Source organism: Spongiactinospora sp. 9N601 (genome assembly GCF_044326295.1).
GTDB classification, from domain to species: domain Bacteria; phylum Actinomycetota; class Actinomycetes; order Streptosporangiales; family Streptosporangiaceae; genus Spongiactinospora; species Spongiactinospora gelatinilytica.
On record NZ_JBIRBB010000011.1, the window covers coordinates 39,159 to 60,954 of the forward strand.

The window sequence follows — 21,796 nt, forward strand, 5'->3', positions numbered from 1 at the left end:
CCTAGGAGCATTCTGAAGATCTTGCTCGGTGGGTCGGCATGGGTCGGCCCACCGTCTCGTCATGGAGTGATCAGGGTGAGAGTCCAGATACCGTTGGTGTGGGCGAGTCCGAGGGTGATCAGGCGGCGGAGGTTGAGAGCGGCGGCGCGGTGGTGGAGCCAGCGGTCGTTGGCACGGGTGCCGCGATAGCGCAGGCGGCGGTTGCCGCGGGCGACCAGCCAGGCCACGGCGCGTTCCACCATCGGCCGCCAGCGGCGGTAGTCGTCCTGCCAGGCGGGGTCGGTGGCGGCCTGGTGGCGGGCGGCGGCCTGCAGATCGTGGTGCGGGCGGATGGTCACCACCCGGCCGGTGGCGGCGGTGGTGCAGCGATCACGCAGGGGGCAGGCGGCGCATAAGCCGGTGAAGGTGGCGCGGCGTTGCCGGTAGCGGCCACCTTGTGCCGCGAGGGGGACGGTGTGCCCGGCCGGGCAGGTCACCGTGCCGGCGCCGGTGTCGATGGAGAAGTCGTCCAGGGTGAACCCGCCCGGGACGGCGGGTTTGAGCGCGGGTGGTTTGATCAGCAGCCGGTGCCCTGCGGTGGTGAGGGTGGCGCGCAGGCCGGCGGCGGCGTAGGCGGCATCGGCCAGGATCTGCAGCGGCCCGCGCTCATGGGCGAGCAGGGCGGGGGCGACGGCGCTCTCGTGGTAGGCGGCGCCGGCGCCGGGTCGCAGGGCGACGGCGGTGAATAGGCCGGTCTCCGGCTCGACGGCCAGGTGAGCCTTGTAGCCGTCGTCGCGTTGCTGTCCGCTCTTGTGAATGTGGCGGGCCTGGGGGTCGACGGTGGAGATGATCCGATCCGCAGGGGTGCGGCGGGCGATCCGCCATCGGCCATCGGTGCCGTCGGTGCCATCAGAGTCGTCGGCGGGTTCGACGTCCTGGCCGGCGATCAGCGCCAGCAGGCCGATCGCGTGTTCGGCTGTTTCGTCCAGGTCTTGGCCGCTCAGGCGGTCCAGCAGGGTGAGCGCATCGGCGACCAGCCCGCTGACCAGGGCGTTCTTGGCCTCCTCGTCGTCCCAGGCGATCTTCGGTTTGCCCGGGGCGGTGTAGTCATGCGCGTGGCAGTGGGCCGCCACGATCGCGCTCGCGCCGGGCACCTGGCGGGCCACCCGGCGGATCGCGGCGATCAGCTGGGTGATGGTGTCCTGGGTGGCGACCGCATCGGCCAGCACCGCCGAGTCCAGCGCCCGCCGCGTCCGGCCTGTCAGCACCCCGGTCTGCTCCACCACGGTGCGGACGATGCCGAAGATCCGGTCCGGGTCTGATGAGCGGGCCAGCCGACGCCGGATGTAGGTCAGCAGCGACGGATCGAACCCCCGGTCATACAGACCCAGCCCGCAAGCGGCCTTCCACCGCAGATCGAACCGCAGCGCTCCGACCGCCTGTGGCGCCCGGCCTGTGACGGACACCCGGGCGGCGCCACCGGCACCGGTATGCCGGCCTCCGGCGAACCGGCGGAAGAGGCGGTGCCGCCGGTCGTTGCCGGGGCGGTGTTTCACGGGCTGCGGCACCATCACAAGACGGTGCTGGACGAACTGGACGTCCCCGAAGTGCTCGTGTGTGAGCGGATGGGGCACCAGATGGGCGGCATCCAGGGCCGGTACAGCCATGTGACCGAGCTGATGCGGCGGCGGTTGAACAGCGGGCTGCAACGCCGCTACGCCGGCCTGGCGAAGACCGTCCGAGCGGGAGGGAAACGATGAGCCGGGGGTGGTCCCGATGCTGCCCGCCGGCAGGCGAACTCCACCCGAGACTGGGTGGTGAGGGAGCGGTGACCCCTACCCGTGGGAGAGTCGGGAAATGATCTTCGGGGAGCGGCATGCTCCCGTTCTGCTCCCGTTCTCATGATCAACGATCTTAGGAAGTGTGATCCCCGGGCCTGTGGCCAGGGGAAATGGTGGTGGGCGATACTGGGATTGAACCAGTGACCTCTACCGTGTCAAGGTAGCGCTCTCCCACTGAGCTAATCGCCCCACAGAGCGGACGACGGGATTCGAACCCGCGACCCTCACCTTGGCAAGGTGATGCTCTACCAGCTGAGCCACGTCCGCGTGATCGCCTGGGGCGGTGTGCGCCCCGGCGTGCTCGACCACTCTAGCGGATTTCGGGGGTGGACGATCCGGCGGTGAGAGGTGGAGACGGGATTTGAACCCGCGTGCACGGCTTTGCAGGCCGCTGCCTCGCCTCTCGGCCACTCCACCGGAAACCGCAATGACCAGGGGATTCTATCGCGGAGGGGGTGAGGGCGGGGGTGTGACGCGCGGTCAGGGGGAATGCTCGACGTCTTTGGCCTTGACGAACATGACGCGGTGGCCGAACTGGATCTGGTGGTAGGTGAGCCTGCCGCGTACCAGCCGGTGGCGGGCGGGGTTGAAGGATGAGGCGCGCAGGTAGGTGGCGGGGACGGTGAGGCCGATCGTGTAGCGCTGGCCCGCGGGGAGGCGGTACTGGAGCGGGACCAGTTTCTGCCGCCTCATCCCCCGGGGGTAGGCGGAGGCGCCGGGGTAGGCCCGGCCGTACACGGGGGCGGAGGAGTCGCGGGCGGTGACGGTGCGGGCCTTGACGGGGACGGCGGTGGGGGCACTCGGCGGGTTGTGGAACCAGGCCCGCCGGCCCAGGTACCAGATCGCGGTCCAGTCGCCGCTTCGCCCCGCGACGGCGTAGCGCTGGCCGGTGGACACCCGGGCGGCGTGGTCGTAGACGCTGCGGGTGGAGCCGCCCGTGGGGTGTTTGCCGATGTCGGAGACGAGAGGTGCGCCGGGGCGCGGGTCGGTGTAGAGCCAGACGGAGGCCGCGCCGCGCGAGGGGCAGGGTACGGCGGGGCGCTTCTTGTCGCAGCCGGTGAAGTAGGGGCGGTGACGGTCGTAGGAGGGCAGGATCATGACCGTGCCGGCGGACGCCCGCCGCTCGTCGCCGCGCAGCAGCGGATCGTCCGGGCCGTGGTAGGCGTCCCCGGAGGCGTCGGGCTCGCCGGCCGCCGCCTCCTCGTGCGCGCCGGTCGGGTCGCCCTCGTCCCACCCGGCGTCCGGTGGCCACTGCTCGTACTCCTCACCGGCCGCCGCGTTGAAGCGCGGCGGGTCCTCGCCGTGGCCGTGCAGCGGCGCGCCCAGCAGGTCGAAGTAGCGGGCCCAGTCCCAGTAGGGCCCGGGGTCGTCGTGCATGCCCTTGACGTGGGCCGGGGTGATGCCGGGGACGTTGTCGTGGCCCAGGATGTGCTCCCGGTCGAGCGGGATGTCGTGCCTGGCCGCCAGGTACTTCACCAGCTTGGCCGAGGCGCGGTACATCGCCTCGGTGTACCAGGCCCCGCCCTGCGCCAGGTATCCCTCGTGCTCCAGCCCGATCGAGCGGGCGTTGACGTACCAGTTGCCGCTGTGCCAGGCGATGTCCCGGCCGCGCACGTGCTGGGCGACCTGGCCGTCGCTGGAGCGCAGCGTGTAGTGCCAGCTCACGTACTTGGGGTCGGCGACGAGCCTGGTCATGGTGTCGTAGGTCGCCTCGCCGTCGTGGACGATAATGTAGTCGATCTTGCGCGGCCCGTGCGACCTGTCGTGGTTGCCGTAGGCGCCCTTGCCCGTCCGCCGGTAGGCGGCGGGTATCCAGTCGCAGTTCAGCGACGACGGGCACTCGGCGGCCGGGGCCCCGCGCCGGCGGGCGGCCGGGGGCACCGGTGGCACGGGCGTGGCGGTCAGGCGCACGGCGTGCCCGTCGTCGGTGGTGCGTGCCATGCCGGTCCTGATGGTGGCGAGGACCTCGTCGGCGAAGCCGGTGGCCGGGCTGCCGGGCGTGGCGTAGGAGGCGACGGCCGTGTACCAGGCGGCCGGGTCGGGGGACAGGGGCAGGCGCAGCCGGCGCTGGCGTTCGGCCAGCAGCGCCGCGCCGCCGCGGATGTTGGCCGCGGCCTGGGAGCGCAGCGCCGTGGCGGGAAGCCCGGTGAGCGCGGCGGCCTCGCGCAGCGTCGCGGAACCGGGGGAAGGGGCGGCGGCCGGAGCGGGCGGCACCCGCAGCGGGCCGCGGCGCTCGTCGCCCCGCCGGTCGCCTTCGCCGTGCCCCGCCCCTCGCACGGCCTCCGCGTCCACCAGGTGCATCGGCCCGTAGCCGCCCGACGCGCTCGGCAGCCAGTCGTGCGTGTCCCACCGTGAGTGCAGGTAGGACACCGCGAGCAGCACGCTCTCCGGCACGCCGTACTCCCGCGCGGCCTGCCGGTAGGTCGTCTGGCGGTCTTCGGCGAGCCCGGTCGCGGGCAGGGCGAGGAAGGAGGCGACGGCCACGGCGGCGGCCAGCGAGACACGGCGCATGACTACTACTCCCTGCTGCTGTTCGACTACTCAGAGTAGACGATAATGAGCCATGTCAGGCGGACGCCTGCTTGATCATGTCCTACCTGGAGGGAACGGAAAAGAAGATCTGACCTAGAGTTCGGCCCATATTCTGCCCGGAATCGGGCAGAACCCTTGGTATACCGAGCGGCGACTGCGTAATGTCCTGCGCTGTGTCCCACGCCTGGCATCAGCATGAAGATCTGATCGCGCACCTCACCCGGACGAGTCCGCTCGGCCGCGGCGAGGCGGCCCGGGTGGTGGCCGACGTGCTGGCGTTCTTCTCCGAGCCGGTGGAGGAGTTCGTCAGGCGCCGCCATGCCGAGCTGAAGGCGCGCGGGCTCACGAACGAGGAGATCTTTCCGCGGATCGCCGGTGAGCTGCCGCAACGGCGGGTGGCCGCCCCCAAGCTGTCCGTGCGGCAGCTTCGCAGGATCGTCTACGGGTAAGGAGCACGCTCGATGTGCGGAATTGTGGCCTATGTCGGATCCAAGGATGCGGCGCCGATCCTGCTGGAGGGTTTGCAGCGGCTGGAGTACCGGGGCTATGACTCGGCCGGTCTCGCCATCGTCAACAAGACCCTGCGCACCCGCAAGGTCAAAGGGCGGGTCGCCGACCTGGCCGCCGCCGTTCCCGCGCGGTTCAAGGGCGGTGTCGGCATCGGCCACACCCGCTGGGCCACCCACGGCGTGCCCAGCGACGTCAACGCCCACCCGCATGTGGACGGCGCCGAGCGGGTCGCGGTCGTGCACAACGGGATCATCGAGAACGCCGACGAGCTGCGCGCCAAGCTCACCGTGGACGGGGCGACCTTCACCTCCGAGACCGACTCCGAGGTGCTGGCGCACCTGATCGCCCGTACCGTCAAGGACACCGACTCGCTGGAGGAGGCGGTCCGCACCGCGCTCAAGCGGGTGGTCGGCACGTACGGCATAGCCGTGCTCGACGCCGAGCGCCCCGGCGAGGTCGTCGTCGCCCGCAACGGCAGCCCGATCGTGCTCGGCATCGGCGAGAAGGAGATGTTCGCCGCCTCCGACGTGGCCGCGCTGGTCCGGTACACCCGCCAGGTCGTCCACCTGGAGGACGGCGAGCTGGCGACGATCAAGGCCGACGGCTTCCACACCTTCACCATGGACGCCACCGAGACCGCCAAGGAGCCGCTCACCGTCGACTGGGACGCCGGCCACTACGACACCGGCGGCTACGAGCACTACCTGCTCAAGGAGATCTCCGAGCAGCCTGAGACCGTCGCGCGCACCCTGCGCGGCCGGGTCGACGACCGGTTCCACATCGCCCACCTGGGCGGGCTCAACCTCACCCCGCACGAGACCCGCGCGTTCCGCAGGGTGAAGATCATCGGCTGCGGCTCGGCGTACTACTCCGGCCAGATCGGCGCCCAGCTCGTGGAGGAGCTGGCGCGCATCCCGGCCGATGCCGAACCGGCCAGCGAGTTCCGCTACCGCAACCCGGTCGTCGAGCACGACACCCTCTACGTCGCGATCAGCCAGTCCGGCGAGACCTATGACACTCTCGCCGCCGTGCAGGAGCTGAAGCGCAAGGGCGGCAGGGTGCTCGGCATCGTCAACACGGTGGGCAGTGCCATCGCCCGCGAGTGCGACGGCGGGATCTACCTGCACGCCGGGCCCGAGGTGTCGGTCGCCTCCACCAAGGCGTTCACCTCCACCGCGGTCGCCTTCGCGCTGCTCGCGCTGCACTTCGGCCGGGTACACGACCTGTCGCCCGCCGACGGGCGGCGCATCTGCGAGGGGCTGCGCCGGTTGCCCGCCCAGATCGAGGAGATCCTGGCCAAGGACGACGAGATCGCCGGGCTGGCCCGCAAGTACGCCGACCACGCGGGCATGATGTTCATCGGCAGGGTGCGCGGCTACCCGGTGGCCCGCGAAGGGGCGCAGAAGCTGAAGGAGATCTCCTACGTCCACGCCGAGGCGTACCCGGCGAGCGAGCTGAAGCACGGCCCCCTGGCGCTGATCGGCCCCGACATGCCGACCGTCGCGATCGTCCCCGACGACGAGCTGCTGGACAAGAACCTCACCACGCTCGGCGAGATCCGCGCGCGCGGCGGCCGGGTGCTGATGGTGGGGCACCGCGCGGCCGATCCCCGGCTGGCCGACGACTGCGTGGTGGTGCCGAAGAACGAGACCGAGCTGGACCCGATCCTGCTCACCATCCCGCTCCAGCTCCTGGCCTACCACGCGGCGGTGGCGCTGGACCGCGACGTGGACAAGCCGCGCAACCTCGCCAAGAGCGTCACCGTGGAGTGAGCCGCCGCCGCTGATCCGGCATAACGGGAGGCGTCACGGCTTGTGATGATTTGGTGGCATTGGGTAGTGGGAGGTTAGGGAGCCTTACTGGTCGCGGTCCTGCTGGGGGAGGGTGCGATGCGCCGGCGGCGGTTTCTCGCGCTCGGGGCCGCGGTCGCGGCGGCCGGGAGCGGCGCGGGGCTCGCGGGCTGCGCCGCCGGCCGTACGGCACGCGCCCCCCTCGCGCGGGTCTCCGTCGTCGCCTCGACCGCCGCCGGCGCGTCCTCGGAGCGGATCGCCCGGGCCATCGCCTGGACGCTGCGCGAGGAGGGGCTGGTACGCGACGTCCGCGTGGACTGCCGGCACGGCGCCCCGGCCGCGGTGGCCACGGCGGCGCTCGGCGGCGACCGCACCGGGGCCACCCCACGGGTCGCCTCCGGCTGGGGAACGGGCGAGCGCTGGCTGCTCACCGGCGTGCCGATGCTGAGCGCGGCCGAGATGGACGACTCCGGCGAGATCCTCGCGCAGGCCACGCCGCTGGCCCGGCTGCTCGGTGAGCGGGAGGTCCTGGTCGTGTCCCGGGCGTCCAGGTTGCGGGGGTTCGAGGAGTTCGCCGACGTGCTACGCGGTGACGCCGCCGCCCTGGTGGTGGCGGGCGGGCCGATGGGCGGGGCCGAGCACGTGCTGTTCGGCATGATCGCCCAGGGGCTCGGGGTGGACGCCCGGCGTGTGCAGTACGCCGCCTACGGCGACCCGGCGCAGGCCGCCGCGGCGGTGCTCGGCGGGCGGGTCGCGGCCGGCATCGGCCCGGTACGCGAGTGGGCGGCCCGGCTGTCCTCCGGCCGCGCCAGGGCGCTCGCGGTCTCCTCGGCCGCGCCGGTCGAGGGGATCGACGCGCCGAGCCTGCTGGAGTGCGGCGTGCGGGTCGACTACGCCGACTGGTGCGGGCTGCTCGGGCCCGCGGGGATGAGCGCGGAGGAGCGGGCGGCGGCGGTCGCGGTCTGCGACCATCTGGAGACCTCGGCCCGCTGGCGGCGGACCTGCCGTACGCACGCGTGGGTCCGGCACCATCTCGGCGGCGACGGGTTCGCGCAGTGGCTGGGCGGCGAGACGCGCAGGACCCGCGCCGCGCTGCGTGACCTGGGCCTGCTCAACAGGCCGGACACCATCCACGCGAACACGATCTCCTGGGGTTGCTGCGCACACCGCTACTAGTACACCGCTACCAGTCGTCGGCCCAAGCCCTCTGAGATCCCTTTCCACCAATGCGGCACAGTGGTAGGAGTGTCGTAAAGGGGGCCTATAGCGTGTCCGCACTACCGAACCTGCTCGGCCTGGTGGTGGCCGTCGCCGTGGCGGTGGCGGCAGTGGAGATCGTCCGCCGCGTGCTGAAGTCGCGGCTCATCGGCCCGCGCTGGGGGCTCGCCGAACCTCTCGTACGGCGGTGCACCTGGCCGGGGTTCGCGACCGCGGTGGTGGTCGCCGCCAACCTGGCCTACGAACCGACCGTGGACCGGCGGGTGCCCACCCCGCCTCCCTGGGTCGAACTCGTGGACCGCACCCTCGCGCTGCTCACCATCGGCTGCGTGACCTGGCTGGTCATCCAGGCCGCCTACGCCATCACCGACGTCGTGCTCGACCGGCTGATGGCGGTGGAGGGCGACGGCAACCGGCGTGCCCGCCGCATCCGCACCCAGATCACGCTGGTGCGCAGGGTCGCCGCCGCGGTGGTCATCGTGGTGGCGCTCGGCGCGATGCTGTTCACCTTCCCCTCGGTGCGCGCGCTGGGCGCCGGGCTGCTCGCCTCGGCCGGCATCGTCGGCGTGGTGGCCGGCATCGCCGCGCAGTCCACGCTGGGCAACCTGTTCGCCGGGCTGCAACTCGCGTTCAGCGACGCGATCAGGCTGGACGACGTGGTGGTCGTGCGCGGGGAGTGGGGCCGGATCGAGGAACTCACCCTCACCTACGTGGTGCTGCGGCTGTGGGACGAACGCCGGCTGGTGCTGCCGGTGTCCTATTTCACCCAGAACCCGTTCGAGAACTGGACCAGGCACGGCAGCAGGGTGATCGGCCATGTGTACATCCGTGTGGAGTGGTCGGTCCCGGTGGATGAACTGCGCACCGAGCTGTACCACTTCCTGCGCGAGCACCCGCTGTGGGACCAGAAGGACTGGATCCTCCAGGTCACCGACCTGCTGCCGAACGGCCTGGTCGAGCTGCGCGCGCTGATGAGCGCCGCCGACTCGGCCAGTGCCTGGGACCTCAAGTGCGACGCCCGCGAGCACCTGCTCGCCTACGTCCGCCGTGAGCACCCGGAGGCGGTGCCCCGCTTCCGCATCGTGGACGGCGGCCGATGGGAGGGGGACGAGCGGTCAGGAGGAGGCGACCGGGCGTAGCACCCGCGTCGCGCCCGCGATCAGCGCCGTGGCCAGCACCCACCCCGCCACGATCAGCAGGTTGGCCAGCCAGAGCGTCCAGCCGACCGGCTCCCAGGCCCCGCGCTGCTCGAACACGCTCACCGGGACCAGCAGGTCCAGGGTGTACACGAACGGGTCGAAGTGCCGGACCTCCTCCATGTCGATCTTGGCGGGCGGGATCAGGCGGAACACGGTCATGCCGGTGACCAGCAGTAACGCCGCCCACACCGCGGCCAGCCAGGGGCGGTAGCCGTACCCGACCATGGCGTCGAGCAGGCGTCCCCAGGTCCGGCCGGGCAGCCGCAGCGTGCCGCGGCGCTCGCGCTGCTTGGCCAGCAGCACCCGCCGCGCGTCCGGCTCGTGGCCGATCCTGCGGTACCAGCCCGCCAGTTGCTCATACGGCTGGGGCCGGTACCCGTTGGCGGACCCGCGCAGCCAGCGCAGCCGGTCGGCCAGGGCCCAGTCGCCACGCAGCGACTCGTAGACCAGCCCGTTGAGACGGACGTCGCCGTCGTAGGCGTCCGGCTGGTCGAGCAGCACGCCGATCCTGGAGTAGCCCAGGTTGATCGTGCCCTGGAGCGAGTCGGGCGTCAGGATCACCTCGTCCACCTGCGCGTGGCTGAGGTGCAGCCCGATCCGGCCGGACGCGCTCACCGTCGACCCGTGGAAGGACAGCACGCCGTCGACCCGCGCGCCGCGCAGCCGTACCGTGCCCTCGGCTTTGAAACCGTCGTTGAACTCGACCGTGCTGGCCTGCAGATGGTCGCCGTTCACGGCGACCGAGCGCACCTTCGTGACCTCGGCCCCGCGCAGGTAGAGGCCGCCGTTGAAGCGCGCGCCGATCAGCCGCAGGCCGCCGGAGGCGCGCAGCCCGCGCATGAACGCGCCGCCGTCCACGGTGAGGCCGCCCGCCCACACCGCCCACACGTCGGTGGTGTAGCCGCGCTCCTCCAGCTCGCTCTCCGACATCGGCCGCCGGACGTCGATCTTGTTGGTCCTGTCGTTCTTGCCGTGCCCGCGCCGCAGCGGGGCGGTGATTCGCGCGTGCGACATCCGTAACTGCCCGCTGACGTGGGCGTTGTCGAGCCGGACGCCGCGGTGGATGTGTGATCCGTCCAGCTCGAACAGTCCTTCGACGGTGGCCCGCGCGGCGCGCACCCGGGAGATGTCACAGCCGCGCAGCCGGATGCCGTGGGCGGTGATGTCGGTGATGTCGACCCCGTCCGCCAGGTGGCAGTTGAGCAGGTGCACCTTGGCGGTGACGGTGGCGTCGGACAGGTCGAACGAGCCGGTGATCCGCGCCCCGGCGAGCCGCAGGCCCGCGGTGCGCCCCGGCTCGGGGTCGCGGACGCCGAGCAGCAGCGCCACCAGCAGCTCGGCACGGACCGTCCGCTCCGGACCCCAGCCGTCGCCGGACGCCGGGTCGTCATGTTCCCGGTCGCCGACCCGGAAATCCACCCATTCCCCCGTGGGATAGGCGTTCCAGACCTGGCGCTCGGCCGGGGTCAATCGCCAGAACCGTCGCGATCTACGCACAGCGCGAACCATAACGCAGAACGCGCCACCTGCCGACGGGCCCTTCAGACCGGGCGGACGGTCCTGCCGATCCGGTCGAACAGCGGCTGGCGGTCCTGCTGGTCGGTGCTGAGCGTGACGATGCAGGTCTTGCCCGCGCCCGGCACGTAGTACTGGGTGCCGTGCACCTTGACCCCGCCGGACGCGAACATGTAGACGATCCGCACCCCTCTGCCCTCGTCGAGCGGCACCTCCCCGGCCTCGGTCACGGTGGCGTCGAGCCGGTGGAGCTGGTCCTTGGCCACGTCGATCAGATCGGCGGCGGCCACCGCGCCGCCGGGGCGGCAGAAGCCGTTGAGGTTGGTGGCGAAGCTGGTGGCGGAGCGCCGGACCGACGCGGGGTCGGAGGCCCACACCGCCTTGCTGGCCGCCAGCTCGCGCAGGCTGTCCTTGGCCTCCCGCATCGTCCGCCCGGACAGGCCCGCGGCGGCGAGGCCCTTGTCCAGGTCGTCCCGGCCGAGATCGAGCGCGGCCCAGTCGCGCGGTACCGAGACGGTCACGCCGTTGGTGGCGTCACCGACCCGCTTGAACCCCTCGGGCACGCCCGCGGGCAGCCGCTCGTCGGGCAGGGCGGCGCCGGCCGGCGCCTTCTCGCCCGTTCCAGGGCCCGCCGCCGGGCCCGCGCCGGAAGCGCAGCCCGCCGAAGTCCACACCACCCCCGCCACCGCCAGGGCGCCGCCCAGCCGTCTCGCCGTCGATCGGTGTCGCCACACCAGAGTCCCCCTCCTCGTCGACATGACACGTGACATGACGCCGGGCAGCCTACCGATTGTGCGTGATCCATTACCCAAGGTATCCGAAGCGTGGTAGGAGTAAAAACGCGCTGGCGTGGTAGGGGGATCGTTGGGGTGGTGGAGATGTCGCAGAATGCCATCGTGCGCCTGGGCCGCTGGCTCGGCCTCGGCCCCAACCCGCTGCGCCGCCGATGGGACCGCATAGAGGCGGCGGGCCGGGTGACGGCGCTCATCGGCCTCGTCGTGTCGGTCGTGGCCGGGATCATCGTGGCGACCGGCACCTACCAGGCCCACGAGCGGGCGGTCCAGAGCGAGGCCAGGTCCTCCCAGCCGGCGACGGCCCGGCTGCTCACGGACCCCGCGATGATGAACCCACCGCCGGCCGCCTCGCCCGGGCGGGCGGCCGGGAGCGGATTCGCGCAGGCCCGCTGGACGGCTCCGGACGGTTCGGTACGCCAGGGCACGATCCCGGCCGCCGCGGTCTGGCGCGCCGGGCAGGACGTCACGATCAGGGTCGACGCGAACGGCACGCCCGTCGGCGACAACCGGGCGAACCGCTTCACACCGCTGTCGGCGGTGATGATGGCGATCTCGTTCCCCATCGGCGCGTCGGCGCTGCTGTGGCTGGCCCTGCTGGGGCTGCGGGCCTTGGTCGAGCGTCGCACGCTACGCGAATGGGAGGACGAATGGCGCACCGTCGAGCCCAGGTGGCGTAAACGGATCATTTAGCCGTGGGCGGTCCCGCCAGGCCGTGCAGCAGCAGGTCGGTGAGGGTGTCCACGACCTCGTCGTCGGAGTAGCCCGGCCCGGAGTCGCCGGGCAGCAGCGCGTAGGCCAGCGTCGACAGCATCGCCCCCAGTGCGGCGGCGATCAGCCTGGGGTCCCCGGGCAGCGGGCGTCCGCTCGTGCGCAGGTGTTCGAGGTGGTCGCACAGGATCTCGGTGTCGTCGGTCAGTCGCCGCCACACCTCCCCGCTGGCCGGGCCCGCGGCCATCGCCGACTCCATCAGCGCCACCGTGACCGGCCGGTCCTCCCGCATCAGACGCCAGCCGACGTTCAGGTGCTCGCGGAGTTGCGCGCGGTCGGTGAGGTCGTGCGGGGGGTGCTCGGTGCCCGCCATCTGCTCGTGGGCCCGCCGGCGCATGTCGGCCAGCAGGGCGCCCAGTAGTTCCTCCTTGCTCGCGAAGTGGTCGTAGAAGGACCCGGTGGCGCGGCCCGCCGCGGCCGTGATGTCGGTGATCTTGGTGTTCAGGTAGCCGCGTTCGGTGAACTGCCCGCGGGCCGCCTCCTTCAGCGCGGCCTCGGTCTCCGCCGCCTTGGCCTTGCGTACTCCCACGTCGTCCTCTCCCTTGACTGTCCTTCGCCCGGCACATCATACTGAACCCGTTTTCGCCGAATAGAGGTTCGGTGAATGAGGATTCAAGGAGGGTGTCATGCGGGCTGTGGTCATCGGGGGCGGGGTGGCCGGATCGGCGAGCGCGATCGCGCTGGCGCGGATCGGGGCGCAGGTGACGGTGTACGAGGCGTACGAGGACCCGGCGGGGACGGTGGGGTCGTTCGTGAGCCTGTCGGTCAACGGGCTGCGCGCCCTGGGGGCGCTGGGCGTCCTGCCGGAGGTGCAGCGGGCCGGGTTCGCGGTGGAACGGCAGCGCATGTGGTCCGGCCGTGGCCGGCCGCTCGGCGACGCGCCCCGAGGCCGCCGCTCCGGCGACCCCCTGCTCAGCGTCACACTGATGCGCGCGGATCTGGTCCGGGTCCTGCGCGAGGAGGCGACCCGATCCGGCGCCCGGGTGATCACCGGCCACCGCCTGACCATGGGCACATCCAGTGGCGATGCCGCAGTCGCCCGCACCGGCCACCCCTGCGGCGATCCCTCGATCGCCGGGGCCGACGTGGTGGTGGGCGCGGACGGTATCTGGTCGGTGACCCGCAAGCTCTTGGACCCTGCGTCCCCCGAGCCCGCCTACGCGGGCATCTACGCACTCTCCGGTGTCGCCAGGGGCGTCGCCGCCATCGGGTCCGGTTTCAACATGCTCTTCGCCCGCCGGGGGGCGTTCATCCACCTGCCCGCCCCGGACGGCACGGTGTGGTGGGCGGCCCAGGTCGCCGCCGCCGAACCACCGGCCGACGTGCGCGCGGTCGGACTCGGCGAACTGGCCGGGCTCTTCCCGGAGGAACCGGTGACCGCCGTGCTACGAGGGGCCACGGAAGTGGGCGCGGCGACCCTGTTGCACGTCCTGCGCCCGGCCGAGCGCCGCCAGGACGGCAGGACCGTGCTCGTCGGAGACGCGGCGCACCCGGTGGGGGCGGGGCAGGGCGCCTCGATGGCGATCGAGGACGCGGCAGCACTCGCCCACGCACTCGCCACGGCCGGCGACGTCCCCACGGCCCTGGCGGAGTTCGACCGGGTACGGCACGACCGCACCGGCCGCCTGGTCAAGGTCGCCGCGGCCAACCGCGACGCCAAGACCGCAGGCCCCCTGACCGCCCGCCTGCGCGAACTGGTCATGCCGTACTTCTTCGGCCACATCTACGAACGCACCACCGGCTGGCTCTACGACCACACCCCCGCCCCCCTGCCCCGCGCCGGTGCCCTGGACTGAGGAGGGAAGCGCGCCGGTTATCAGCGCCCGAGCCGCGGCGCGCAGCGCCGCAATGCACGGCGCTCAGCGTTCGACTACCTCGTTCTTTGGGATGACCACGACGCCGTGCCGGGTGACGGCGAAGCGGGAGCGGTCGTGGTCCAGGTCGTAGCCGATGCGGGCGCCGTCCGGGATGATGACGTTCTTGTCGATGATGGCTCGTCTGATCATCGCGCCCCGGCCCACGCTGACGCTGTCCATCAGCACGGACTCCTCCACCAGGGAGCGGGAGTGGAGTACGACGCGTGGCGAGAGGATCGAGCTGACCGCTGTGCCGCCGGAGACGATCACGCCGGGGGAGACCAGTGAGTCGAGTGCCCTGCCGACCCGCTCGCCCTCGTTGTGCACGAACTTGGCGGGCGGCAGCGGGTCGTGGCCGGTGTAGATGGGCCAGCGGTCGTTGTAGAGGTTGAAGATCGGGTGGGCGGAGATGAGGTCGAGGTGGGCGTCGTAGTAGGCGTCGAGGGTGCCGACGTCGCGCCAGTAGCCGCGGTCGCGTTCGGTCGAGCCGGGCACCACGTTGTCGGCGAAGTCGTAGACCTCCGCCCCGCCCGACTTGACCATCATCGGGATGATATTTCCCCCGATGTCGTGTCTACTCGTGGGATCGAGCGCGTCCTCCCGCAGCGCGTCGATCAGCGGCTGGGTGCGGAAGACGTAGTTGCCCATCGACGCGTAGATCTGGTCGGGCGCGTCGGGCAGCCCCACCGCGTCGATCGGCTTCTCCCGGAACGCCACGATCCTGCGCCCGGCGGGATCGGCGTCGATCACCCCGAACTGGTCGGCCATCGCCAGCGGCTGCCGGATCGCCGCCACCGTCACGTCGGTGCCGCTCTCCACGTGCTGCTCGACCATCTGCCGGGGGTCCATCCGGTAGATGTGGTCGGCGCCGAACACGATCACGTGCTCCGGCATCTCGTCGTAGATCAGGTTGAGGTTCTGGAACAGCGCGTCCGCCGACCCGGCGAACCACTGCGGCCCCAGCCGCTGCTGGGCCGGCACCGGCGTGACGTAGTTGCCCAGCATGGCCGAGAGCCGCCAGGTGCGTGAGATGTGCCGGTCCAGGCTGTGGTTCTTGTACTGCGTCAGCACGACGATCTTCAGGAACTGCCCGTTGGCCAGGTTGGACAGCACGAAGTCGACCAGCCGGTAGATCCCCCCGAACGGCACCGCGGGCTTCGCCCGGTCGGCGGTGAGCGGCATCAGCCGCTTGCCCTCGCCACCGGCGAGCACGATCGCAAGAACGCGGGGCGTTGTCATAGCCAGGACGATTACCCTCCGACCCATCCTCAAACCCGTCCCACATGATCTCATGAGGCGCGGTCACATAGGGTTTGTTGACATGCGCGTCGATCTGCTGAGCAGGGAGTATCCCCCCGAGGTGTACGGCGGGGCCGGCGTCCACGTGGAGTACCTGGCCAGGGAGCTGCGCGGGCGGGTCGACCTGCGGGTACGCTGCTTCGGCGGCCCGCGCGCCGGGGCCGGGGTGGACGCCTACCGGGTGCCGTCCGGGCTGGCCGGGGCCAATCCGGCCCTCCAGGTGCTCGGCGTGGACCTGGAGATGGCCGCCGGCTGCCAGGGTGCCGACGTGGTGCACAGCCACACCTGGTACGCGAACCTCGCCGGGCACATCGCCAAGCTGCTGTACGGCGCGGCGCACGTGGTCACCACGCACAGCCTGGAGCCGCTGCGGCCGTGGAAGGCCGAGCAGCTCGGCGGCGGATACGCGCTGTCGGCGTGGGCCGAGCGCACCGCGCTGCTCTCGGCGGACGCGGTGGTGGCGGTGTCGGAGGGCATGCGCAGGGACGTCCTCGCCACCTATCCGGAAATCTCACCGGAAAAGGTGACAGTGATTCACAACGGCATCGACACCGCCGAGTACGCCAGGGACGAGGGCACCGACGCCCTCGCCCGGCACGGCATCGACCCCCACCGGCCGTACGCGGTGTTCGTCGGCCGGATCACCCGGCAGAAGGGCCTGGTCCACCTGCTGCGCGCGGCACGGGAGCTGGCGGAGGGCGCCCAGCTCGTACTGTGCGCGGGCGCGCCGGACACCCCGGAGCTGGCCGCCGAGGTCGCCGCGCTGGTGGGCGGGCTGGACCGGCAGGGCGTGGTGTGGATCTCGGAGATGCTGCCGCGCCGCGAGGTGATCCAGATCCTCTCGCACGCCACCGTGTTCGTCTGCCCGTCGGTCTACGAGCCGATGGGGATCGTCAACCTGGAGGCGATGGCCTGCGAGACCGCCGTCGTGGCCACCGCGACCGGCGGCATCCCCGAGGTGGTGGACGACGGGGTCACCGGCCTGCTGGTGCCCGTCGACCAGGCGGCCGACGGCACCCCGCACGACCCCGGGCGGTTCGCCGCCGACCTGGCCGAGCGGATCAACGCGCTGCTCGGCGACCCGGCGCGGGCGGCCGAGCTGGGCCGGGCCGGGCGCGCCCGGGCGGTGGAGCGCTTCTCCTGGACCACCATCGCCGCCCGGACGGCCGAGTTGTACAGCCGTGTCACGGCTGGGAGAGGATGACCCGGTGATCACGATCGGTGGCGGGCGCGTCCGCATGGCGTACACCGACAGGCACGGGGGTGTCAGCGCCGCGCCGTACGGCAGCAGGAACCTCGGCGGTCATGTGGGCGACTCCCCCGAGGCGGTCGCGCAGAACCGCGCCCGGACCGAGGCCGAGCTGGGCATCGGCCCCGGCCTGCTGGTCTTCCCCCATCAGGTGCACGGCACCGACATCGCCTACGTGACCGGGCCGTTCCCCGGCGAGCCGCCGGCCGCCGACGGCGTGGTGACCGACCGGCCCGGGATCGCCCTCGGGGTCCTCGGCGCGGACTGCGCGGGCGTACTGGTGGCCGACCCGGTGAACGGCGTGATCGGCGCGGCCCACTCGGGGCGTCCCGGCACGCTCGACGGGGTGGTCACCGCACTGGCCGGGGAGATGGCCCGCCTGGGCGCCGACCTGCCGCGGGCCACAGCGGTCATCGGCCCCGCGGCGTGCGGGCGCTGCTACGAGGTCCCCGCCGAGATGCGCGAGCAGGGCGCGCGGGTGCTCCCCGAGACGTGGTCCACGACGAGCTGGGGCACGCCCGCGCTCGACCTGCGCGCCGGCATCGCCGCCCGGCTCGCCGCGGCCGGGATCACCGACATCCGGCACGACGACCGCTGCACCATCGAGTCGCCCGAGCTGTACTCCCACCGTCGCGAGCGCAGGACCGGGCGGTTCGCCGGGATCGTCTGGATGCCGGGGACACCGGACTCGTGAACCGCTCATGATCACGACGCATCGCGGTCGGAACGGTTGGCTAGTGTCGATATATCGCGTCTTTTGCTGATCGCTGGAGGGCTTTCGATGGAGGGGAACCGGGTGCGGTTCGTCCGGGGGATGCTGGCGACGGCGGCGATGCTGGCCGCGGCGGCCGGTGCCCGGGCGGCATGGGACATCCGCGCGTCGCTCGGTGCCGCGCCCGCGGGCGCGCGGGCGGCGCGGGTCCGCAGGTCGCCACGGTACGCCGGAGCCGCATTCCGCAATCCCATGCCCGCCGCGATCGTGCCACGGGGCGCGGGTGGCAGGGCCCTGCGCGAGATGCTGTTCCGGCGGCGGCGGCGCAAGCCCGCGGTGCCCGTCCCGGTGGTGACGCCGCAGAGCGGGCCGGTGGCGCCGTCCGGCGGGTTGCAGGCCACCTGGCTCGGCCACTCGACGACGCTGGTGGAGATCGAGGGCCGCCGGGTGCTTTTCGACCCGGTGTGGAGCGACCGCTGCACGCCGGTGCCGCTGCTCGGCCCGCGCCGGATCCATCCGATGCCGGTGCCGATCGAGCGCCTGCCGCATCTCGACGCCGTGGTCATCTCGCACGACCACTACGACCACCTCGACATGCCGACGATCCGCACGCTCACCCGCACTCGCGCGGTGCCGTTCGTGGTGCCGCTGGGCGTGGGCGCGCACCTGGAGCGGTGGGGCGTGCCCGCCTCGCGGATCGTCGAACTCGACTGGGACGAGCACGCCATGCTCGGCGGCCTGCGCTTCACCGCGACCGCCGCCCGGCACTTCTCCGGCCGCTCGCTGCGCCGCAATCCGACGCTGTGGAGTTCGTGGGTGGTCGCCGGACGCCGGAGGCGGCTGTACTACTCCGGCGACACCGGCTACTTCGACGGCTACGCGGTGATCGGCGCGGCCCACGGCCCCTTCGACCTGACGTTGATCCAGATCGGTGCCTACAGCCCGGCCTGGCCGGACATCCACATGACGCCGGAGGAGGCCGTGGCCGCGCATCTCGACCTGCGCGGCGGTGTGCTCATCCCGGTCCACTGGGGCACCTTCAGCCTGTCGGGCCACTCGTGGTCCGAGCCGGTGGACCGGCTGTGGCGCGAGGCCAAGGCCAGGGACGTACGGCTGGCCGTGCCCCGGCCGGGTGAGCGCGTCGATGTGGACGACCCCTCCCCGGCCGACGGCTGGTGGCAGGCCGTGGCGGCGCCCTGACGCCGCCGTCAGATCACGAAGCGGCCTGGTGGATCTGCCGGGTCAGGTCGGTCGTGCGCCGGACCGACTCCTGCCAGGAGGTGCCCGCGGGGTGGGCGGTGAGCAGGACCATCACCAGCCGCTCGCCCTTTCCGGCCAGCCCGGTGGTGTGCAGCACCGGGCGTCCGAGGTCGGGCACCACGATCCGGTCCAGCCGGGAGGCCGAACGGCCGGCCGGGACCGCGCCGAGCGTCCCGGCGAAGGCCCCGCGCACGCGGCTCGCGTCTTCGCGGCACCGCACCGGCGGGGTCGTCCCGAAGCCGGACCAGCCCTGCTTGACCGCGAACGGGCGGGGCACCGCGCTCGGGATGCCGAAGGACTGGTCGAAGCCGTCCTTGCCGCACTTGGCGGCCTTGCGCAGATGGCCCAGGATGAGCCCGCTCACCTTGGGATCGGCCCGGTCGAGCAGGTAGCGGTAGGTGGTGACGATGTCGGACGCGCTGAGCGAGGAGTAACCCCAAAAGCCCGGCTTGTAAATCGGCGGCGGGAGGGTGTCCTTCAGCCCGAGCCGCTTGGCCATCCGCTGGACGATCCGGCGCTCGCCGCCGCGCCGCCAGAACGTGGTGGCCGCGTCGTCGTCACTGGCCCGCAGCATGCTCTTCAGCAGGGCACGGTCGGCGGCCGAGACGGGCTTCCCGCTCTCCAGGAGGTCGATCGCGATCAGGATCTTGACCACCGAGGCGGACCTGAACCTGCGGTGCTCGGCGTGCCGCAGCGCGACGCGGCCGGTCTGCCGGTCGAAGACGACGTACCCGGCGGTCGTCCCGCGTGGGATCTTCGGTCGCGGCTTGCGCGTCATGGGGGTCGTGCCCGCGCCGGCGGGGGCACGACCGGCCGTGACAGGCGTGCCCCTGTCCGCCGCTTTCGCCGCCGGCCCGCCGTTCGTCACCGCGGGCGCGCAGGCCACCACGAACGGCAAGGCGGCGGCGATCACCAAAGGTCTCACTCGAATCATTCGCACATGCCTATCAGATCCACCGACGCTTCGCTTTGTCGCGAAGCTTCCGGGCGGGCCGGGCGGTGGTCCCCGGAATCCTCAGGACGCGCGTTCGAGCACGACGATCGGGATCTCCCTGTCGGTCTTCTTCTGGTATTCGTCATAGTCCGGCCAGGTGGCGGTCATGGTGCGCCACATCTCCGGCTTCTCCTCCCGGTCGGCCGTACGGGCCCGCGCCGGGAACTTGTCCGCGAGCACCTGGACCTCCACCTCCGGGTCGGCCTGGAGGTTCAGGTACCAGTCCGGCGGGATGTCCGAGCCGCCGTGGGAGGCGACGATCAGGTAGTCGTCGCCGTGCCGCTGGTAGATGAGCGGCGTGGTGTACCTCTTGCCGGACTTGCGGCCGGTGGTGGTGAGCAGGAGGGCCGTCGTACCGTTCCAGTCGTGTCCCTCGGCTCCGTCGGTCGCCTGATAGCGCTCGACGTGCTCCTTACCGAAAAGCATGAATATGTACCTTTCCAAGTGGCCTGAAGCGTTCCAGAGAGGTAACTACCCGCGGGATCGGAAACCTTCCCATTCATCCTCCAACGCGGAGTGAACGATGGAGTCACGCCATTCGCCCTTGGCGCGGACATGGTGCCGAATCCGGCCCTCCTCCACCATTCCGGCGACCAGCATGGCGAGCTGGGCGGCGGTGTTGGCCGGAGCGCGGGCGCCCCAGATCCGGTGCAGGCCGAGCTGCTTGAAACCGAGCTGCAACACCAGGCGGACCAGGTCGGTGCCCATGCCCCGGCCCCAGTGGTCCGGACGCAGGCCGAGCCCGATCTCCGCGCTGTGCGGATGCTCGGCCTCGACCGTGATCCGCGCCACGCCGATCGTCTTCCCGCTGTCGGTCTCCTCCGCGGCCAGCAGGTACAGCAGGCGCGGTTCCGGACCTGCCGCCGCGGCCAGCGCCTCATCGATCATCCCGAGCACCTGATCTCGGGTCTTGGGGTCGAAGGGAAGGTGTTCGGTGGCGGCGGGGTCTCCATAGACGGCGAGCAACGCCTCGATGTCGCCGTGGTCTACCTCGCGCAGCCGCAGTCGTTCTCCAGTGATCTCAACGCCGCGCATGCGCCGACGCTAACGCCTTCCCGGCCGCAGTGCCATAGATCAGTACCGCTGAATCGGCCTATGCGCGTGCTTCGCGCCCCTTGCGGGGCCGCGAGACGTTTGGGAGACTCCGCAAAGTGCGGGTGACTGTGCTGATCGGCCCCGAAGCGCCGGGTGACCGGGCCCTGATCGAGGAGATCGCCGGCGCCGAGCTGACCCGCCTTTCGGCGAGTGGGCAGGTGCTGGCCGCGGACGACGCGCCCGCGCTGCGGTCGCTGCTCGCGGTCCCGGCCGAGGCGTTCGTGGTCCTACCGGGCCCGCTGGCCGCTGCCAGGGACCTGATGACCGCACCGGGGCCGCACGCCGCGCGCACGGTCTGGCTCGACCTGCGCCACACCGGCCCCGCGCGGGTCGCGGACGGGGCCGCGCACATCCACGGCCGGGGGATGGACGGGCTGGCCTGGGCGCTGCGGCACGCCGTGTACCGGACCCGGCATCCGGCCCGCCGCGTGCCGTACGGCGGGCACCCGGACCAGTGGGCCGACCTGCGCCTCCCCGCGGAGCCCCGGCGGGCGGGCGCGGAACCGCCCGTGGCGGTGCTCGTGCACGGCGGGTTCTGGCGCTCGGTCTGGGGGGCCGACCTGATGGACGCCGCCGCCGTGGACCTCGCCGGACGCGGATTTTCGGTGTGGAACCTGGAGTACCGCCGCCCCGACGCGCACGGCTGGGCGGCCACCACCTCCGACGTGGCCGCCGGGCTGGCCGTCGCCTCGGCCGGACCCGGCCCGCTGGTCGTGCTCGGGCACTCGGCGGGCGGGGCGCTCGCCCTGCGGGCGGTGGCCGACGCCCCCGGGCGGGTCGCGCTGGCCGTGTCCCTGGCCGGTGTCCTCGATCTCGCCGAGGGCGACCGCCGCCGGATGGGCAACGGCGCGGTGGCGATGGCGCTCGGCGGGCACGTCGCCGATGTGCCGGACGTCTACGCGCAGGCCAGCCCGATCGAGCGGCTGCCGCTCGGCGTACGGCAGCTCATCGTGCAGGGGGCGGGCGATGAGGCCGACTTCGTCGACACGGGACGCCGCCACGCCCGCGCGGCAGGGGAGGAGGCGGTGCTGCTGGAGCGGCCGGGCGGCCACTTCGACGTGATCGACCCGGGATCGGCCATCTGGCAGGCGATGATCGAGGAGATCTTCCGGCTGCTGTCCTGACTCCGCTCTGGACTTCTCCGCCGCCGCGTCGTAACACGGGGATATCGATCACGATAGGAGC

Annotated in this window: 20 protein-coding genes and 3 tRNA genes; 11 read left to right on the forward strand and 12 right to left on the reverse strand. The window is 72.1% G+C overall.

The annotated features are described in order from the left end of the window. Positions 1 to 59 precede the first annotated feature (59 nt). Positions 60 to 1,445 carry a transposase gene (locus tag ACH34R_RS25880; protein WP_397564116.1) on the reverse strand — a complete coding sequence of 462 codons (1,386 nt, stop codon included), beginning with the start codon at positions 1,443 to 1,445 and terminating at the stop codon, positions 60 to 62. Positions 1,446 to 1,469: 24 nt separating this feature from the next. Here ACH34R_RS25880 and ACH34R_RS25885 point away from each other — a divergent pair, with 24 nt between their 5' ends. Continuing rightward, complete coding sequence (locus ACH34R_RS25885; RefSeq protein ID WP_397564117.1) at positions 1,470 to 1,739, forward strand: hypothetical protein; 270 nt, start codon at positions 1,470 to 1,472, stop codon at positions 1,737 to 1,739. 195 nt (positions 1,740 to 1,934) lie between these two features. Here the strand turns inward: ACH34R_RS25885 and ACH34R_RS25890 are convergent. The 4 genes from ACH34R_RS25890 to ACH34R_RS25905 form a co-directional block, all read right to left on the reverse strand. Further along, positions 1,935 to 2,009 (reverse strand) — tRNA-Val (locus ACH34R_RS25890). A 5-nt stretch (positions 2,010 to 2,014) separates the two neighbouring features. Beyond that, positions 2,015 to 2,087: transfer RNA gene (locus ACH34R_RS25895), tRNA-Gly, on the reverse strand. A gap of 79 nt (positions 2,088 to 2,166) precedes the next feature. Further along, positions 2,167 to 2,237: transfer RNA gene (locus ACH34R_RS25900), tRNA-Cys, on the reverse strand. Positions 2,238 to 2,300: 63 nt separating this feature from the next. Further along, complete coding sequence (locus ACH34R_RS25905) at positions 2,301 to 4,331, reverse strand: N-acetylmuramoyl-L-alanine amidase (protein ID WP_397564118.1); 2,031 nt, start codon at positions 4,329 to 4,331, stop codon at positions 2,301 to 2,303. Positions 4,332 to 4,513: 182 nt separating this feature from the next. Between ACH34R_RS25905 and ACH34R_RS25910 the strand changes: the two genes are divergently transcribed. The 4 genes from ACH34R_RS25910 (at position 4,514) to ACH34R_RS25925 (ending at position 9,009) form a co-directional block, all read left to right on the forward strand. Next, positions 4,514 to 4,801 carry a hypothetical protein gene (locus tag ACH34R_RS25910; RefSeq protein WP_397564119.1) on the forward strand — a complete coding sequence of 96 codons (288 nt, stop codon included), beginning with the start codon at positions 4,514 to 4,516 and terminating at the stop codon, positions 4,799 to 4,801. 12 nt (positions 4,802 to 4,813) lie between these two features. Beyond that, positions 4,814 to 6,634: a glutamine--fructose-6-phosphate transaminase (isomerizing) gene (glmS, locus tag ACH34R_RS25915; protein ID WP_397564120.1), complete on the forward strand. Its 1,821-nt coding sequence runs from the start codon at positions 4,814 to 4,816 to the stop codon at positions 6,632 to 6,634. Positions 6,635 to 6,751: 117 nt separating this feature from the next. Then, positions 6,752 to 7,828 carry a hypothetical protein gene (locus ACH34R_RS25920; RefSeq protein WP_397564121.1) on the forward strand — a complete coding sequence of 359 codons (1,077 nt, stop codon included), beginning with the start codon at positions 6,752 to 6,754 and terminating at the stop codon, positions 7,826 to 7,828. A 92-nt stretch (positions 7,829 to 7,920) separates the two neighbouring features. Further along, positions 7,921 to 9,009, forward strand: a complete 1,089-nt coding sequence (locus ACH34R_RS25925; protein WP_397564122.1) for a mechanosensitive ion channel family protein — start codon at positions 7,921 to 7,923, stop codon at positions 9,007 to 9,009. On the opposite strand, the gene ACH34R_RS25930 is transcribed toward ACH34R_RS25925, so the two are convergent. Both ACH34R_RS25930 and ACH34R_RS25935 read right to left on the reverse strand, forming a co-directional pair. Then, entirely contained in the window at positions 8,986 to 10,566 is a 1,581-nt protein-coding gene (locus ACH34R_RS25930) for a hypothetical protein (protein ID WP_397564123.1), read from the reverse strand. The genes ACH34R_RS25925 and ACH34R_RS25930 overlap by 24 nt on opposite strands. A gap of 44 nt (positions 10,567 to 10,610) precedes the next feature. Further along, positions 10,611 to 11,318, reverse strand: coding sequence for a hypothetical protein (locus ACH34R_RS25935; RefSeq protein ID WP_397564124.1), 708 nt, complete (start codon positions 11,316 to 11,318; stop codon positions 10,611 to 10,613). Between the two features lie 144 nt (positions 11,319 to 11,462). Between ACH34R_RS25935 and ACH34R_RS25940 the strand changes: the two genes are divergently transcribed. After that, entirely contained in the window at positions 11,463 to 12,068 is a 606-nt protein-coding gene (locus ACH34R_RS25940) for a hypothetical protein (RefSeq protein WP_397564125.1), read from the forward strand. Here ACH34R_RS25940 and ACH34R_RS25945 read toward each other — a convergent pair. Further along, positions 12,061 to 12,675, reverse strand: a complete 615-nt coding sequence (locus ACH34R_RS25945) for a TetR/AcrR family transcriptional regulator (RefSeq protein ID WP_397564126.1) — start codon at positions 12,673 to 12,675, stop codon at positions 12,061 to 12,063. The two genes, ACH34R_RS25940 and ACH34R_RS25945, sit on opposite strands and share 8 nt — an antisense overlap. Positions 12,676 to 12,772: 97 nt before the next feature. Between ACH34R_RS25945 and ACH34R_RS25950 the strand changes: the two genes are divergently transcribed. Next, positions 12,773 to 13,942, forward strand: coding sequence for an FAD-dependent oxidoreductase (locus ACH34R_RS25950; RefSeq protein ID WP_397564127.1), 1,170 nt, complete (start codon positions 12,773 to 12,775; stop codon positions 13,940 to 13,942). Positions 13,943 to 14,005: 63 nt separating this feature from the next. On the opposite strand, the gene glgC is transcribed toward ACH34R_RS25950, so the two are convergent. Further along, a complete protein-coding gene (gene glgC, locus ACH34R_RS25955; RefSeq protein WP_397564128.1) occupies positions 14,006 to 15,241 on the reverse strand; it encodes a glucose-1-phosphate adenylyltransferase in 1,236 nt (411 codons plus the stop codon). A gap of 82 nt (positions 15,242 to 15,323) precedes the next feature. On the opposite strand from glgC, the gene glgA reads away from it, so the two are divergent. The 3 genes from glgA (at position 15,324) to ACH34R_RS25970 (ending at position 18,462) form a co-directional block, all read left to right on the forward strand. Further along, positions 15,324 to 16,505, forward strand: coding sequence for a glycogen synthase (glgA, locus tag ACH34R_RS25960; protein ID WP_397564129.1), 1,182 nt, complete (start codon positions 15,324 to 15,326; stop codon positions 16,503 to 16,505). Between the two features lie 4 nt (positions 16,506 to 16,509). Beyond that, entirely contained in the window at positions 16,510 to 17,244 is a 735-nt protein-coding gene (pgeF, locus tag ACH34R_RS25965) for a peptidoglycan editing factor PgeF (protein WP_397564130.1), read from the forward strand. 87 nt (positions 17,245 to 17,331) lie between these two features. After that, entirely contained in the window at positions 17,332 to 18,462 is a 1,131-nt protein-coding gene (locus tag ACH34R_RS25970; RefSeq protein ID WP_397564131.1) for an MBL fold metallo-hydrolase, read from the forward strand. A 13-nt stretch (positions 18,463 to 18,475) separates the two neighbouring features. Here the strand turns inward: ACH34R_RS25970 and ACH34R_RS25975 are convergent, their stop codons facing one another. The 3 genes from ACH34R_RS25975 to ACH34R_RS25985 all read right to left on the reverse strand — a co-directional run bounded on the left by ACH34R_RS25975 (position 18,476) and on the right by ACH34R_RS25985 (position 20,551). Continuing rightward, positions 18,476 to 19,447, reverse strand: coding sequence for a hypothetical protein (locus ACH34R_RS25975; protein WP_397564132.1), 972 nt, complete (start codon positions 19,445 to 19,447; stop codon positions 18,476 to 18,478). A 90-nt stretch (positions 19,448 to 19,537) separates the two neighbouring features. Then, the gene (locus ACH34R_RS25980) at positions 19,538 to 19,942 is read right to left on the reverse strand and encodes a nitroreductase family deazaflavin-dependent oxidoreductase (RefSeq protein ID WP_397564133.1); all 405 of its coding nucleotides are present in this window, start codon (positions 19,940 to 19,942) and stop codon (positions 19,538 to 19,540) included. 45 nt (positions 19,943 to 19,987) lie between these two features. After that, positions 19,988 to 20,551, reverse strand: coding sequence for a GNAT family N-acetyltransferase (locus tag ACH34R_RS25985; RefSeq protein WP_111168590.1), 564 nt, complete (start codon positions 20,549 to 20,551; stop codon positions 19,988 to 19,990). A gap of 116 nt (positions 20,552 to 20,667) precedes the next feature. Between ACH34R_RS25985 and ACH34R_RS25990 the strand changes: the two genes are divergently transcribed. Then, positions 20,668 to 21,735, forward strand: coding sequence for an alpha/beta hydrolase family protein (locus tag ACH34R_RS25990; RefSeq protein ID WP_397564134.1), 1,068 nt, complete (start codon positions 20,668 to 20,670; stop codon positions 21,733 to 21,735). The last annotated feature ends 61 nt before the right edge of the window (positions 21,736 to 21,796 follow it).